We start from the raw sequence: 13913 nt of genomic DNA, 5'->3' as shown, positions 1-13913 counted from the left end.
TCAGGTCCGTTCGGCCAGCTCCCGACTCGCGCGCGCCGACGCCTCCGCGACGAGGCGCTCATCGACCCTGGTGACCTCGCCGTCGTCGACGACGGTGCGCCCCCCGACGAGGAGGCGGCTGAGCGGCGGCAGCGAGGCGAGCCCGAGCGCCGCGACGGGATCGGCGATGCTGGCATGCTCGACGCCGTCGATGCGCCAGAGCGCGAGGTCGGCGAGCTTGCCCGGCTCGATCGAGCCGAGCTCGGAATCCCGGCCGAGCACTCGGGCGCCTCCGACCGTCGCCATCCTCAGCGCATGCCGGACGCTCAGCGAATCGGCGCCCGTGCGAAGCCGACCGAGGAGCACGGCCTGTCGGATCTCCGTTCCGAGCTGACCCGATTCGTTCGAGGCGGCGCCGTCGACGCCGAGGCCCACGGGAACACCGGCACGCAGGAGCGCCGCGATCGGCGCGATCCCCGCTGCGAGCCGGGCGTTCGACGACGGACAGTGCGCCACACCGGTTCCCGTCTGCGCGAATCGCGTGATCGCATCGTCGTCGAGGTGCACGCAGTGCGCCATCCACACGTCGCGCCCGAGCCATCCGAGGCCCTCGAGGTACCGGGTGGGCGACAGGCCGAACCGTTCGACGCAGTACTCCTCCTCTTCCACCGTCTCGGCCCCGTGCGTATGCAGGCGCACGCCGAGCGTCCTCGCGAGCACTGCGGACTCGCGGAGGAGGTCGGGCGTCACGGAGAACGGCGAGCACGGCGCGATCGCGACGCGCACCATCGAGTCCCTCGAGGGGTCGTGGTACGCCTCGACGGCGGTGCGGCTCGCGTCGAGCGCGGCATCCGTCGTCTCGACCGCGAAGTCCGGCGGCAGGCCGCCCCGGCTCCGACCGAGGTCCATCGACCCGCGCGTCGCGTGCAGCCGCACGCCGATGTCGGCTGCCGCTTCCACGATCGCGCCCACGAGATCGCCCGAGCCCCGCGGGAAGACGTAGTGGTGGTCGCCCACGGTCGTGCAGCCGGACCGGGCGAGCACGGCGAGCGCGCCGGCGGCACCCGCGCCGACGAGGCCGGCGTCGATCCGCGACCACGAGGGGTAGAGCGCCACGAGCCAGTCGAAGAGGATCGAGTCCTGGGCGACGCCGCGGGTGAGCCACTGGTACAGGTGATGGTGGGTGTTGACGAGCCCGGGCGTGAGCAGGTGCCCGCGTCCGTCGATCCGGTCGGCGGCACCCTCGAGCACGTCCCTCGGCGCCATGCCGGAGCCCACCGCCGTGATCCGCGTGCCGTCGATCACCACGTGGCCGACGGCGTGCTCGGTGTCGTGCGCGTCGACCGTGGCGACGTAGGCGCCGTCGATCACGGTGCGTCGGGACGCAGCGCGGTTCGCCGGATCGAGCTGCACCGTGGTCAGACGAGTCCGGTGTACTGGTGCCACGCCGGGCCGGCATCGGGCGCGTCGTCACGCGTGACGGTCGCCTGGATGAGTCCGTACGGCCGGTCGTCGGCGTGGAACACCTCGTTGTCGTTGTCGATGCCGAAGCGCGCGAGGTCGTAGACGAAGTGGTGCTTGTTCGGCGCGGACAGGCGCACCTCGGCGACGATGTCGAACGCCTCGAGCACGGCCTTGCCCATCTCGTAGAGCGTCTGCTGCAGCGCGAGCGAGTGCACGACGGCGAACTGCGCACGAGCAGCGCCTTCACGCCCGCATAGATCTCGTTCCAGTCGGCGTCGGTCGTCGTGAAGCGCCATCTCGCGACGAGGGACGTCGCCATCACGCGATCCGTGGTGGGCTGGAGCACCGTGTACTCGTCCTCGTAGAAGCCGTGGAACTCCGAGCCGGTGGACTTCAGGATGACGAGGTCCTTGAGTCCGCCAGTGATCCAGGTGCGCTGCGCGTCTCCCGTCCCCTCGACGGTGACCGAGGCGGTGCGCACCTCCTGGCCCTTCCGCACCCACGTGTGGTCGTGCTCGGCGCCGTCGACGAGCACCCGCTCCCACGCGTACTCCTCGATCTCGATGCGAGCGGCGTCGACCGGCGGCACGTCGTCGACGAAATGACGGGCGAGCTCGAGCCCGTAGTCCTCGATCGAGACGAGGCCCCGCTCCTTCGCGAAGGCATACGCCGTCTGCTTCTGGGTGTCGGTCGGCAGCACGCTCGACTGGTCGCCGACGAGGTGCGCGGCAGCGAAGTCGCCTCGAAGGGCGGTGGAGACGTTCACGTCGTGGATCTCGTGCCGAGGCGATTCCCGGGAGATCCGCACCACGCGGTTCTCCGCCTTTCCGTACTGGTTCTCTCCGAGGATGATGGCCATCTGCTGCTCCTTCTCTTGGCTGTCCGGTCTCGTCCGCGCCGCGATCAGGCGGCAATGACCCGCTCGGCGGATGCCGCGGCCTCGCTCGCGACCCGCCACACGCGGTCACGTGAGAAGGGGGTCTCGTACGGGCGCGCGCCGATGGCGCGGCGGATCGCGTTGCCGAGTGCGGCCGCGACGGGGTTGTACGGGCTCTCGCTCATGGACTTGGCCCCGAACGGGCCGAGCTCGTCGCTCGTCTCGGCGAAGAGCACCTCGGTGTCGGGGATGTCGGCCATCTGCGGCACCCGGTAGAGCCGGAAGGCCGGCGACCGGATGCGTCCGTCGTCGCCGACCATGACCTCCTCGTAGAGGGCGCCGCCGATGGCCTGGGCCGCGCCGCCCTCGACCTGGCCGCGGCACTGCTCGGGGTTCATCACGGTGCCGGCATCCGCGCTCTGCACGGACTGCAGGATGCGCACCACGCCCGTGCGCTCGTCGACGGCCACTCGGAACGCGTGCACGTTGAACGCGAGGGATCGCCGGTCGCCGAACTCGGCGCCGAACGTCCGGAGCCCGTCGCCGTGGCGGTACTCCGACGGCGCGGCGGCGATGAGCTCGCGGAACGACACGAGTCGCCGTCCTGCGAGCACGCCGTGGGAGCCGAGCATGCATTCCGCGGCATCCGCGCCCGTGAGCTCGGCGGCCGTGTCGAGGAGGATGCCGCGGAGCGCGAGCGCGGCCGAATGCAGCGCCTTGCCCGCGACGGTCGTGCCCGCCGACGCGAACGCGCCGGTGTCGTAGACTGCGCCGTCGGTGTCCGAGTTGTGCAGGCGGATGCGGCCGACGGACGTGGCGAGATCGGTGGCGACGATCTGCGTGTGCACGGTCGTGGTGCCGTTGCCGAACTCGCTCGTGCCGACGCCGAGCACGTAGGTGCCGTCGGGGCCCAGGGTGACCGTCGTCTTCGCGATGTGGCCACGCGGCGCCATCGTGGCGATCATCGACGCCGCCATGCCCTCGCCGACGCGCCAGTGCTCACCCGCTGGCGGCTCGACGCCGTTGCCCCGGCGCAACGCCTCCTGGGCGAGGTCGAGGCACTGGTCGAGTCCGTAGCTGCCGGGCGTCACGTCGGCCTCGGGCTCGCCGTGCCACCCGAGGGGCACGTCGCCCGCACCGATCGCGTTGATCCGGCGCAACTCGAACGGGTCGAAGCCGAGCTCGATGGCGAGCTCGTCCATCGCCGACTCGACCGCGAAGCCGACCTGGCCGAGACCGTAGCCGCGGAACGCACCCGACGGTGTGTGGTTCGTGTAGACGACCTCGGCGTCGATCCGCTTCACTGGGCTCGTGTAGAGGCTCATGGACTCGGAGCATCCGTGGAACAGCACGCCCCGCGAGTGGTTGCCGTACGCGCCGGTGTCGCTCAGCACGTCGAGTCTCATGGCGGTGAGACGACCGTCGCGCGATGCGCCGAGCGCGACGGCGACACGCATGGGGTGCCGCACGGTGGTGCGCACGAACTCTTCGGTGCGGCTCAGCTCGTACACCGCCGGCCGGCCGGTGCGGAGCACCGTGAGCGCCACGAGATCCTCGGTGAGGAGCTCCTGCTTCCCGCCGAAGCCGCCGCCGACGCGGGCGGTGAACACGCGCACGCGCTCCTGCGGCAGGTCGAGCAGACGGCAGAGCTCGTCGCGCGTGAGGAACGGCACCTGCGAGCTCGTCCGCAGCACGAGGCGTCCGTCCTCGTCCAGCCAGCCGAGCGAACCGTGCGTCTCGAGCTGGGCGTGGCTGATGCGCTGGGTGCGCCACGTGCCCGCGACGGTGACGTCGGACGCCGCGAGCGCCCGGTCGATGTCGCCGCCGAATCCGGCGTGGAGCGCGGCGATCACGTTGCGGCCGGCCTCGTCGACCCGATCCTCGGGTGTCCGGCCGGGATGCAGGAGCGGGGCGCCGGGGGTGCGGGCCTCCTCGGGGTCGAAGACCGCGGGCAGCACGTCGTAGACGACCCGGATGCGCCGGCATGCCTCCTCGGCAGCGGCAGCCGTCGTCGCGGCGACGGCCGCCACGCGCTGGCCGACGAACCGCACGACGTCGTCGAGCACCCGCGTGTCGTCGGGGTCGTCCGTGCGGTGTTGGTGGCGGCCGGTCGAGAAGCGGGCGGCCGGGACGTCCTCGTGCGTGAGCACGAGCTCGACGCCTTCCACCTCGAGCGCGGCGCTCGTGTCGATCGCACGGATCCGCGCGTGGGCGTGCGGGGACCCGAGCACGCGGAGGTGCAGCGCGCCGGGCATCGCGGTGTCGAACGTGTACGGCTCGGTCCCGGTCACCACGCGGCGGGCCGCGGGCGGTTCGATCGAACGGCCCACGAGCGAGACCGATGGGTGCTCGGAGTCAGTGGACCCGAGGTTGCGTGCGCCGCGCGGGCGCGCCTGAGCCGTCGCGCCCGCCGTGATCGAGTCCCGGATGCTGCGATAGCCCGTGCAGCGGCAGAGGTTGCCCTTCATGAGCCTGGGCAGGTCGCCCAGCTGCGCCTTGCCCAGCGTCGAGGCCGTCACGACCATTCCGGCGGTGCAGAAGCCGCACTGGAAGCCGAAGTGGTCGACGAACGCCTCCTGCATGGGGTGCAGCTCGTCGGGGGTGCCGAGACCTGCGACCGTCGTCACGGCGTGTCCCTCGACACGCTGCGCGGGATAGATGCACGAGTGCACCGGCGTGCCGTCGACGAGCACCGAGCAGGCGCCGCAGTCGCCCGCGTCGCATCCCTTCTTCACCTCGAAGTGCTCGTGCTCGCGAAGGAGCGTGCGCAGGCACTGGCCGGGCCGCGGCGCGGCCTCCCGCTCCTGTCCGTTGACGCTGAACCTCATGCGGCGAGCTCCTGCCTGATCTCCTCGAGGAGCACGCCGCTCACCTCGCGTCGCCAGTCGGCGGTGCCGAGCGGATCGGTGTAGTAGCCGTCTGCGGATGCCGCGTCTGCCAGGAGCGTCGCCGCATCCGGGAGCTCGTCGTACCGCAACACCGTCGGCCGCCACGTCGCCGCCGTGATGCCGAACACCGACCGGCCGTCCTCGTCCACGCGCCCGGTCAGCACGGCGCCCGAACGGCCGAGCTCGGCGAGCGCGATCTTGCGGTAGCCGGTGCGTGCGCACAGGGCGTAGTCGGGGAGCTCGACGGCCCGCAGCACATCGCCGGGCGCGAGCGAGTTGGTGCCGTTGCCGGTCACGAACTGCTCCACCGGCATCCGGACCTCACCGTCGTCTGCCGTCCACACGACGGCGACCCCGTCGAGGGCGACCGCGAGCGAGACCATCGCACCCGCGGCGAACGAACAGCAGATGTTCCCGCCGACGGTGGCGACGTTCCACACCTTGAACGACGCGAGCAGGGCCGTCGCGCACTGGAAGAAGAGCGGATGCGCCGTCCAGCGCTCGTGCTCGGGCATCGCGGCGAGTTCGGCGATCGTGCACGTCGCGCCGATGCGGAGGCCGTGGTCGCCGACCTCGAGTGCCGGCCAGTCCATGGTCGTGAGGTCGACGAGCCCCGTCGCGTCGAGCTGTGGCTCGGAGAACATCCACGTGCCGCCGGCCACGAACCGCTCCGTCGCGCCGAGAACGAGGTCATCGCGCGAACGTGCGTACCGGTAGCCGGTGATCGTGTCGAGATCCATGTCGATTCCCCTTCCGGCGTCCAGTGAACCGAATCGACATGACAGCGATGTTTCCCAGATGAACATCGACGACACGAGCACGACATGTCGCCCGTCGCGCGCGCTCCGGAGTACCCGGACCTACGACGGCGTGGGCGCGGCCTCGCGATCGGCGCCGGCATGGATCGGGCCGGAGGTCTCGCCGAGCGGGCGTGCGTCGCGTCCTGTTCGGGCGGCGATCACCTCGGCGAGGATCGACACCGCGGTCTCCTCGGGGGTCGCGGCGCCGAGGTCGAGGCCGATGGGCGAGTGGAGGCGGGAGAGTCCGCCGTCGCCCACGCCTGCGTCGCGGAGCATCCGGATCCGCTCCTCATGCGTGCGACGCGAGCCGAGCGCACCGACGTACGCGACCGGGAGGGAGAGGGCGAGGGCGAGCAGCGGGACATCCGTCTTCGCGTCGTGGCCCAGCACGCAGACGACCGTGCGCTCGTCGACGTCGAGGCGGGCGAGGTAGTCGCTCGGCCACTCGGCGACGACCTCGTGCGCGGCCGGGAACCGCTCGGGCGTGGCGAACGGGATGCGCGGGTCGCACACGCTCACGCGGTAGCCGAGCAGCGCCGCAGCCGCCGAGAGCGCCTGGGCGAAGGCGACCGCGCCGAAGATCACCATGCGCGGCGGAGCGAGCCGGCTCTCGCAGAAGAAGACGAGATCGTCGCCGTCGCACTCGAAGCGCACGAGCCCTGAGCGGCCCGATCGGATGCGGCGGTCGAGTTCGGCCTCGATGCGAGCCGCTGAGACGCCGTGCACACCCGCTCGCGCGAGCTCGCCGTCGTCGAGGGCGCCGACGCGGAAGCCGTCCGGGGCACCTGGCACGACGACACGGCCGAGCATCCGGGACGGGCCCGCAACGAGTGTCGCCAGGCCGCTCGACGCGCCGGCCAGCGCCCGGTCGAACGGCTCGGCACTCAGGAGCGTCGGGTCCGCGGGCTGGACGAACACGTCGATCTCGCCACCGCAACTGAGTCCGACCGCGAACGCGCTCTCGTCCTCGATGCCGAACCGGCCGCGCTCCACCCCGGATCCGGCGAGCACACGCTCGCAGAGTTCGAAGACGGCTCCCTCGACGCATCCGCCCGACACGCTGCCGGTGACCCGCCCGTCTGCATCGACGATCATCGAGGCGCCCGGGTCCCGCGGGGCCGAACCGGACACCGCCGTGACCGTCGCGAGCGCGAACCGCTCACCGCGCGCCAGTCGCGTGCTGATCTCCGCGGACAGCTCGAGCACGGTCCCTCCCTGATTTCGATCTGTCGATCCTACGTCGGGCGCGCGGGTCGTCATGCCGCCCGCAACGAGCCGGAAACGGGGCGCTGTTATGTTCCCCGCGGAGGAAGCATGACTGGAATCGACGATCACTTCGACGTCGTCGTCGACGCCGACACCGCGTTCATCGACGGGGCGTGGAGGCCCGCGACGGTCGGGATCCGCGACGGCGCGATCGCGGCGATCGAGCCGCTCGGCGCCGCGCTGGCCACTGCGACGCGGGTCGCGCTCGACTGCGGCGAGCGCCTGATCCCCGGCCTCGTCGACACGCACGTGCACGTCAACGAGCCCGGTCGCACCGCGTGGGAGGGCTTCGCCTCGGCCACCCGCGCGGCCGCGGCGGGCGGGGTGACCACGATCGTCGACATGCCCCTGAACAGCATCCCGCCCACGATCGATCCCGCAGCGCTCGCGGTGAAGCGCGCCTCGGCAGCGTCGCAGGCCGTCATCGACGTCGGATTCTGGGGCGGCGCCGTGCCCGGCAACCTCGGCGGCCTCCGAGAGCTGCATGACGCCGGAGTCTTCGGATTCAAGTGCTTCCTCGCGCCGTCTGGCGTCGACGAGTTCCCGCATCTCGACGCCGACGGGCTCACGGCCGCCCTCGAGGAGCTCGCCGCCTTCGACGGACTGCTCATCGTGCACGCGGAGGACCCCTCGGTACTCAGCACGCACGAGAACGACGGCGGCCGCAGCTACGCGCGGTTCGTCGACTCCCGACCGCCCGAGGCGGAACTCGTCGCCATCCGTCGGGTCATCGACGGCATTCGTGCGACGGGCGGACGCGCGCACATCCTGCACCTGTCCTCGGCCGCCGCGCTGCCGCTCATCGCCGAAGCGAAGTCCGAGGGCATCAGGCTCACGGTCGAGACCTGCCCGCACTACCTCACGCTCGACGCCGAGCACATCCCCGATGGTGCCACGCAGTTCAAGTGCTGCCCCCCGATCCGCGACGAGGGCAATCGAGAGTTGCTCTGGCGGGGCCTCCTCGACGGGGTCATCGATCTCGTCGTCTCCGACCACTCCCCGGCGACGGCCGAGTTGAAACTCGGGTTCGACGGCGACTTCGCACGAGCATGGGGCGGGATCTCCGGACTCCAGCTCGGCCTGGCGAACGTGTGGACCGAGGCAACCCGTCGCGGCATCGGCCTCGAGCGGGTGCTCGGCTGGATGTCGACGGCGCCCGCCGACTTCGCAGGCCTCACTCGAAAGGGCCGCATCGTGCTCGGTGCCGACGCCGACCTCGTCGCCTTCGCGCCCGGCTCCGCCTTCACCGTCGTGCCGTCTGCACTGGCCCACAAGAACCCCGTCTCCGCGTTCGCGGGCGTCGAGCTCAGCGGCGTGGTCACGCGCACCTGGTTGCGCGGCGAGTCGATCGACGCCGAACCGCGGGGCAGACTCCTCGAGCCGACCGATGAACGGAGTGCGACATGACCCACCACGACACCGACCTCGCCTGGATCGAACGCGCGATCGATCTCGCGGTCGCGAACGTCGATGCAGGCGGCGGGCCGTTCGGCGCCGTCATCGTGCGGGGCGGCGAGCTCCTCGCGACGGGCCAGAACCGGGTCACGCGCGACCTCGACCCGACGGCGCACGCGGAAGTGTGCGCGATTCGTGCGGCCTGCGCCGCGACGGGCGACTTCTCGCTCGCGGGCGCGACGCTCTACACCTCGTGCGAGCCGTGCCCCCTCTGCCTCTCCGCGTCGCTCTGGGCGCGGCTCGACCGCGTCGTCTATGCGGCCGACCGTTCGGACGCGGCGCACGGCGGGTTCGATGACCTGGAGTTCTACGAGCTGTTCGCCCGGGATCGCGCGACGTGGGAGACCGCGGTAGAGGAGCTGCGCCCGGCCGACGCCGCGGCCCCGTTCGAGGCGTGGATGGCGAAGCGCGACCGCGTCGACTACTAGTACGAGAGAATGGGACCTGTCTCGGATGGGAGGAACCCGATGAACTGGCTCATGGTCGGCCTCGGTGCAGTGCTGACCCTCCTCGGAGTGGTCTTCACACTGCAGGGTCTCAATGTCCTGCCCGGCTCGCCGATGAGCGGCGTCACCCTGTGGGCGATCCTCGGACCGATCGTGGCGATCGTCGGCCTGGTCCTGCTGGGTGTCGCCTTCGCCCGGCGACGCCGTGGTCCTCGCTAGGCGCCGACCACGCTCGCCGCTCAGCTGCCCCGATAGGTCGAGTAGGCGAACGGGCTGAGCAGCAGCGGGATGTGATAGTGCTCGGATGCCGCGGCCAGCTCGAACACGATGACGACCTCGGGGTAGAACGTCGGGCGGTCGCCGAAGTACGCGCCCGTGTCGAACACGACCCGGTAGACGCCCTCCGCGAGCGCCTCGGGCCCGAGTTGCGACGCCCGGCCGTCGGCGTCGGTCACGGCCGCCCCGATGGGCGACCATCCCGCGTCGGCGAGCGCCTCCAGCCGCACGGGGACGCCCGGGGCCGGCCGGCCGCTCGCGGCGTCGAGCACGTGGCTCGTGACGTGGCTCGGCGCGCTCACGCGGCGGCTCCGATCGGCGTCGCGGCGTCCGCGTAGAGCCGCTCGAGCCGGAGCAGCGTGATCTCGCGCAGCTGCTCGCCGACGACGACGAGCTCGCTCGCGTCGTCGAGCTCGAGCCGACGGGTGAGCTCGGCGAGGATCTCCGCCCGCGAACGACCGGCCGCGCGGATGAGGAAGACGCGCCCGAACCGCTCCTCGTAGGCGCGGTTGCCGCTCGCGATCGCTGTGGCGAGCTCGGGGTCCTCGGCGTCGGCGGAGGACTGCTCCGTCCGGGAGAACCGCGCGGCGGCGCCCTCGCCCGCGGGCTTGTCGCCGATGCGCGGGTGGCTCGCGAGGGCTTCGTCGATCTCGGCGGGCGTGAGCGGGGTGGCCGCGTCGGATGCCACGGCGAGGAGGTCGTCGAGCGACGCGTACGGCGCGGCATCCGCCACTTCCTCGACCCAGCGCGCGACGTGCAGGCACGCCCGCAGCTCGTCTCGGAATCGCTCGCTGCCCTCGGTCTGCTCGCTCACTCGCGGCTCCTCGCCTGCCGCGCCCTGCGGCTCCCGGTTAACTGTAGCCATGACGAATGGGCTGCTCGGCGTGCTCCTCGCGGCGGGCGCGGGCACGCGAATGGGCCGCCCGAAGGCGTTGGTGCGCGACGACTCGGGGGTGCCCTGGGTGGCTGAAGGATGCCGGATGCTCCGCGAGACGGGCTGCGGCGACGTCGTGGTCGTGCTCGGGGCGTCGGCCGATTCGGCGCGCGCGCTCGTCCCCGCCGACGCCGGGGTCGTGGTGGCCGCCGACTGGGCGGACGGAGTGTCGGCGTCGCTGCGCGCCGGGCTGGAGTTCGCCGCCGGCACCGGCGCAGAGGCCGTGCTCGTCAGCCTCGTCGACCTGCCCGGACTGCCGGCCGCCGTCGGCCGCCGGGTGGTCGAACGCGCGGGGCCCGACCTGCCCGCCGCGCTCGCACGGGCCGTGTTCGACGGGCGCCAGGGGCATCCGGTGCTCATCGGACGCGCGCACTGGCCTGCGGTCGCGCGCAGCGTCTCGGGCGATGCGGGGGCGGGGGCGTACCTCCTGCGGCATGGTGCCGTCGCGGTCGAGTGCGGAGACCTCAGCGCGGGCCTCGACCGGGATCGCTGACCGAGCCGGCCGAAGGCGCGATCGCCTCGTCGAGGGCATCCCACGCGAGCGCAGCGCAGCGCGCGCGGAGCGGCATGCGGCCCATGCCGGCGAGCGCCGCGACGTCCTCGGTCTCGTCGACTGCGACATCCTCGTCTTCGACATCATCGCCGGCCGGAGCCGAGATGAGCTCGCGGACCTCGTGCGAGAGCCGGCGGAGCTCGGCGACGGGCGTGCCGTCGGCTCGTGCCGCGAGCATCGCCGCCGAGGCCTGGGACAGGGTGCATCCGCGGCCCTCCCAGCGCAGGCGCACGACCCCCGGGCGTTCGCCAGTGACGAGCTCGACTCGTACCTCGACCTCGTCGCCGCACAACGGATTGCGCCGATGCACGGCGCGCGTCGTCGTCGTCGCTTCACTCGCGCCGGCGGCGGCGCGCTCGTCCTGCGCGAAGCCCTCGAAGCCGTAGCCGGGCCGGCGGCGGGCGTAGTCGAGGATGATCGCCTCGCGCAGGCTCCGCTCCATCACGCGGCGCCGAGGCGCTCGGGCTCGGCCTGCACCCGCTCGGCGACGGCGGACACGGCGTCCTCGAAGGCGTCGAGGGCGAACGCGACATCCCGCATCTCGACCGTCTCGTCGGGGTGGTGGCTGATGCCCCCCTTGCCGCAGCGGACGAAGAGCATCGCGATGTCGGTGACGGCGCTCACGGCCATCCCGTCGTGCCCGGCGCGGCTCCAGAGGATCATGGGCTCCTCGTCGCCGGTGCGACGGATGCCGCTCGCGATCGCCTCCCGCAGCCACGGGGCGCACGGCGTCGCGTCGGCACGGTAGATCTCCCTCGATTCGAAGCGGAGCCCGCGGCGCTCGGCGATCTCGTGCGCGCGCCTGCGGATCTCGGCGAGCGCGTGATCGCGGTCGCGGTCGAACTCCGCGCGGAGGTCGAGGCTGAACTCGACCCGACCGGGGATCACGTTGATCCCGCCGGGGAAGGCCTGGAGGCGGCCGACGGTGGCGATCACGCCCGCGGCGCGCCCGACGGACTCGATCTCGACGACGAGGTCGCTCGCGCCGACGAGCGCATCGCGTCGGCGGTCGTAGGGCGTGCCGCCCGCGTGACCGGCGACACCCGTCATCGTGAGCTCGAAGCGCCTGGCGCCCGCGATGGAGGAGACCACGCCGAGGGCGCGATCCGCGTCCTCGAGGTACGGCCCCTGCTCGATGTGCGCCTCGAGGTAGCCGACGAGCGAGTCCGGCGGCCGGGCGGCGCCGTGGATGCGTGCAGGGTCGAGCCCGAAGTCGACGAATGCCTCGCGGAGGCTGAGGCCGTCGCGGTCGCTGAGGTCCCACCAGGCGGGGTCGAAGCCGCCCGCGAGCGCGCGGCTGCCGAGCAGCGCGTTGCCGAACCGGGTGCCCTCCTCGTCGGTGAATCCGACGACCTCGAGCGCGAACGGGAGCGCCACGTCGCGGCGCGCGATCCGTGCCGCGACCTCGATGGCGAGCAGCACGCCGAGCATGCCGTCGTAGCGGCCGGCGTCGCGCACCGTGTCGAGGTGCGAGCCGATCAAGAGCGCCGGCAGTCCGGGTTCGGCACCCTCGAGGCGGCCGCACTGGTTGCCGGCGGCGTCCTGCCACGTGGCGAGGCCGGCCTCCTCCATCCACGTCGCGACGAGGTCGTTCGCTCGCCGGTGCTCGGGCGAAAGGTGCACGCGCTCGAGCAGGTCGGGGCTCCCGGAGATCGCGCCGAGCTCGTCGCAGCGGTCCATCACGCGCTCGGCAATGGCGACCGACTCCGGGGCGAGCCGCGGCATCATGCGATCGCCCCCGCGTAGACGTCGCGGGCCGCGCCGACGCCGGCGCCGGCCGTGAGTGCGTGGCCCTCTGCACGCAGCACCTGCTCGAGCGCGGCGAGCGTCGTGAGCACCGCGTCCTTCCTGGCGTTGTAGCCCATGGTGCCGATGCGCCAGATCTTGCCGTGCAGCGGGCCGAACGACGTGCCGATCTCGATCGCGAAGTCCTCGAGCAACGCACCGCGAACCCGCTCGCCGTCGACACCGTCGGGGATGTGCACGCCCACGACGTTGTGCATGCGATACGCGCGGTCGCCGAAGATCTCGAGCCCGATCGCTGCGACACCCTCGAGCATCGCCGTGCCGTGGAGCCGGTGGCGCTCGACCGCCGCATCCATGCCCTCCTCGAGCAGCAGTCGCGCGCACTCGCGGGCGCCGTACAGCATCGAGGTCGCCTCGGTGTGGTGGTTCAGCCGCTTCTCACCCCAGTAGTCGAGGATCATGGCGAGGTCGAAGTAGTTCGAGCGGATCGGGTCGTCGCGCACGGCATCGCCCTCAGCCCGGATTCCCGCCTCGATGCTCTTGCGGGCGCCGATGTGCTCGACCGCCTTCGCGGAGAGACTGATGGGTGCGCTGCCCGACGGGCCGCCGAGGCACTTCTGGAGCCCGGCCGTCGCGGCATCCAGTCCCCAGGCGTCCATCTCGAAGGGGTTGCCGCCGAGCGAGGCGGTGACATCCGCGTAGAACAGCACGCCGTGCCGCTCGCAGATCTCGCCGAGCTCGTCGAGGGGCTGCGCCACGGTGGTCGAGGTGTCGCCGTGCACGACCGCGAGGAGCGCCGGCTTCACCTCGACGATCGCCTGCTCGATCGCGGAGGCGGTGAAGACGCCGCCCCACTCGATCTCGCGCGTGTGCACCTCGGCGCCGGCGCGTGCGGCGATCTCGGCCAGCAGGTGCCCGAAGCGGCCGAAGATCGGCACGAGCACGCGGTCGCCGGGGGCGAGGAGGGAGACCAGCGCCGCCTCGATGCCGGCCCGCGAGGTGCCGTCGACGAGCAGGGTCGCCGCGTTACGGGTGCGGAACACGCCGCGATAGAGCTCCATCGTCTCGTTCATGTACCCGGTCATCGCCGGGTCGTACTGGCCGATGAGCTGGGCTGACATCGCACGCAGCACGCGCGGGTCGGCATTCACGGGCCCTGGACCCATGAGCAGACGCGCGGGCGGATTGATCGGTGCGAGGACGATGATGACTCTCCTGAATCGAGTTCA

At 72.1% G+C, this 13913-nt stretch carries 13 protein-coding genes and 1 pseudogene; 4 read left to right on the top strand and 10 right to left on the bottom strand.

Going from position 1 to position 13913, the window contains the following annotated elements; translation table 11 throughout:
• The 5 genes and pseudogenes from ASG80_RS22050 to ASG80_RS22030 form a co-directional block, all read right to left on the bottom strand.
• Positions 1 to 1392, bottom strand: a complete 1392-nt coding sequence (locus ASG80_RS22050) for an 8-oxoguanine deaminase (protein WP_056734811.1) — start codon at positions 1390 to 1392, stop codon at positions 1 to 3.
• Positions 1393 to 1397: 5 nt separating this feature from the next.
• Positions 1398 to 2302: pseudogene (pucL, locus tag ASG80_RS22045) on the bottom strand (factor-independent urate hydroxylase).
• 44 nt (positions 2303 to 2346) lie between these two features.
• A complete protein-coding gene (locus ASG80_RS22040) occupies positions 2347 to 5148 on the bottom strand; it encodes a molybdopterin-dependent oxidoreductase (RefSeq protein WP_056734809.1) in 2802 nt (933 codons plus the stop codon).
• The gene (locus tag ASG80_RS22035; protein WP_056734807.1) at positions 5145 to 5948 is read right to left on the bottom strand and encodes an FAD binding domain-containing protein; all 804 of its coding nucleotides are present in this window, start codon (positions 5946 to 5948) and stop codon (positions 5145 to 5147) included. The genes ASG80_RS22040 and ASG80_RS22035 overlap by 4 nt, the downstream gene beginning before the upstream one ends.
• Positions 5949 to 6068: 120 nt before the next feature.
• Positions 6069 to 7214, bottom strand: a complete 1146-nt coding sequence (locus ASG80_RS22030; protein WP_056734806.1) for an XdhC family protein — start codon at positions 7212 to 7214, stop codon at positions 6069 to 6071.
• A 108-nt stretch (positions 7215 to 7322) separates the two neighbouring features.
• Between ASG80_RS22030 and allB the strand changes: the two genes are divergently transcribed.
• The 3 genes from allB to ASG80_RS22015 are packed head-to-tail and all read left to right on the top strand — an operon-like array spanning position 7323 to position 9394.
• Positions 7323 to 8681, top strand: a complete 1359-nt coding sequence (allB, locus tag ASG80_RS22025; RefSeq protein WP_056734803.1) for an allantoinase AllB — start codon at positions 7323 to 7325, stop codon at positions 8679 to 8681.
• Positions 8678 to 9157, top strand: a complete 480-nt coding sequence (locus tag ASG80_RS22020; RefSeq protein WP_056734801.1) for a nucleoside deaminase — start codon at positions 8678 to 8680, stop codon at positions 9155 to 9157. The genes allB and ASG80_RS22020 overlap by 4 nt, the downstream gene beginning before the upstream one ends.
• A 39-nt stretch (positions 9158 to 9196) precedes the next feature.
• Positions 9197 to 9394 (top strand): hypothetical protein, encoded by a 198-nt coding sequence (locus ASG80_RS22015; RefSeq protein WP_056734799.1) that lies wholly within the window; start codon positions 9197 to 9199, stop codon positions 9392 to 9394.
• Positions 9395 to 9414: 20 nt separating this feature from the next.
• Here ASG80_RS22015 and uraH read toward each other — a convergent pair whose 3' ends face one another.
• Together uraH and uraD are read right to left on the bottom strand one after the other, a co-directional pair.
• Positions 9415 to 9753 (bottom strand): hydroxyisourate hydrolase, encoded by a 339-nt coding sequence (gene uraH, locus ASG80_RS22010; protein WP_056734796.1) that lies wholly within the window; start codon positions 9751 to 9753, stop codon positions 9415 to 9417.
• On the bottom strand, positions 9750 to 10265 hold the full coding sequence (gene uraD / locus ASG80_RS22005) for a 2-oxo-4-hydroxy-4-carboxy-5-ureidoimidazoline decarboxylase (RefSeq protein WP_056734794.1): 516 nt from the start codon (positions 10263 to 10265) through the stop codon (positions 9750 to 9752). The genes uraH and uraD overlap by 4 nt, the downstream gene beginning before the upstream one ends.
• Before the next feature lie 49 nt (positions 10266 to 10314).
• Here uraD and ASG80_RS22000 point away from each other — a divergent pair, with 49 nt between their 5' ends.
• On the top strand, positions 10315 to 10878 hold the full coding sequence (locus ASG80_RS22000; RefSeq protein WP_056734792.1) for an NTP transferase domain-containing protein: 564 nt from the start codon (positions 10315 to 10317) through the stop codon (positions 10876 to 10878).
• Here the strand turns inward: ASG80_RS22000 and ASG80_RS21995 are convergent.
• The 3 genes from ASG80_RS21995 to ASG80_RS21985 are packed head-to-tail and all read right to left on the bottom strand — an operon-like array spanning position 10850 to position 13850.
• Entirely contained in the window at positions 10850 to 11380 is a 531-nt protein-coding gene (locus tag ASG80_RS21995) for an iron-sulfur cluster assembly scaffold protein (protein WP_056734790.1), read from the bottom strand. The genes ASG80_RS22000 and ASG80_RS21995 overlap by 29 nt on opposite strands.
• Entirely contained in the window at positions 11380 to 12663 is a 1284-nt protein-coding gene (locus ASG80_RS21990) for an allantoate amidohydrolase (RefSeq protein ID WP_235508445.1), read from the bottom strand. Before ASG80_RS21990 ends, ASG80_RS21995 begins: the two co-directional genes overlap by 1 nt.
• Entirely contained in the window at positions 12663 to 13850 is a 1188-nt protein-coding gene (locus ASG80_RS21985; RefSeq protein WP_082590880.1) for an alanine--glyoxylate aminotransferase family protein, read from the bottom strand. Before ASG80_RS21985 ends, ASG80_RS21990 begins: the two co-directional genes overlap by 1 nt.
• Between the last annotated feature and the right edge of the window lie 63 nt (positions 13851 to 13913).

It is taken from the genome of Agromyces sp. Soil535, assembly GCF_001428255.1.
GTDB lineage: Bacteria > Actinomycetota > Actinomycetes > Actinomycetales > Microbacteriaceae > Agromyces.
Note: the sequence above shows the minus strand (reverse complement) of the source record. Positions and strands in the feature narration are given on the sequence as shown.

What these genes read in the sequence shown, in the direction of transcription:
- ASG80_RS22040 (WP_056734809.1), bottom strand. Translation starts at nt 5,148, where the DNA reads ATGAGGTTCAGCGTCAACGGACAGGAGCGGGAGGCCGCGCCGCGGCCC.
- ASG80_RS22035 (WP_056734807.1), bottom strand. Translation starts at nt 5,948, where the DNA reads ATGGATCTCGACACGATCACCGGCTACCGGTACGCACGTTCGCGCGAT.
- allB (WP_056734803.1), top strand. Translation starts at nt 7,323, where the DNA reads ATGACTGGAATCGACGATCACTTCGACGTCGTCGTCGACGCCGACACC.
- ASG80_RS22020 (WP_056734801.1), top strand. Translation starts at nt 8,678, where the DNA reads ATGACCCACCACGACACCGACCTCGCCTGGATCGAACGCGCGATCGAT.
- ASG80_RS22015 (WP_056734799.1), top strand. Translation starts at nt 9,197, where the DNA reads ATGAACTGGCTCATGGTCGGCCTCGGTGCAGTGCTGACCCTCCTCGGA.
- ASG80_RS22000 (WP_056734792.1), top strand. Translation starts at nt 10,315, where the DNA reads ATGACGAATGGGCTGCTCGGCGTGCTCCTCGCGGCGGGCGCGGGCACG.
- ASG80_RS21995 (WP_056734790.1), bottom strand. Translation starts at nt 11,380, where the DNA reads ATGGAGCGGAGCCTGCGCGAGGCGATCATCCTCGACTACGCCCGCCGC.
- ASG80_RS21990 (WP_235508445.1), bottom strand. Translation starts at nt 12,663, where the DNA reads ATGCCGCGGCTCGCCCCGGAGTCGGTCGCCATTGCCGAGCGCGTGATG.
- ASG80_RS21985 (WP_082590880.1), bottom strand. Translation starts at nt 13,850, where the DNA reads ATGGGTCCAGGGCCCGTGAATGCCGACCCGCGCGTGCTGCGTGCGATG.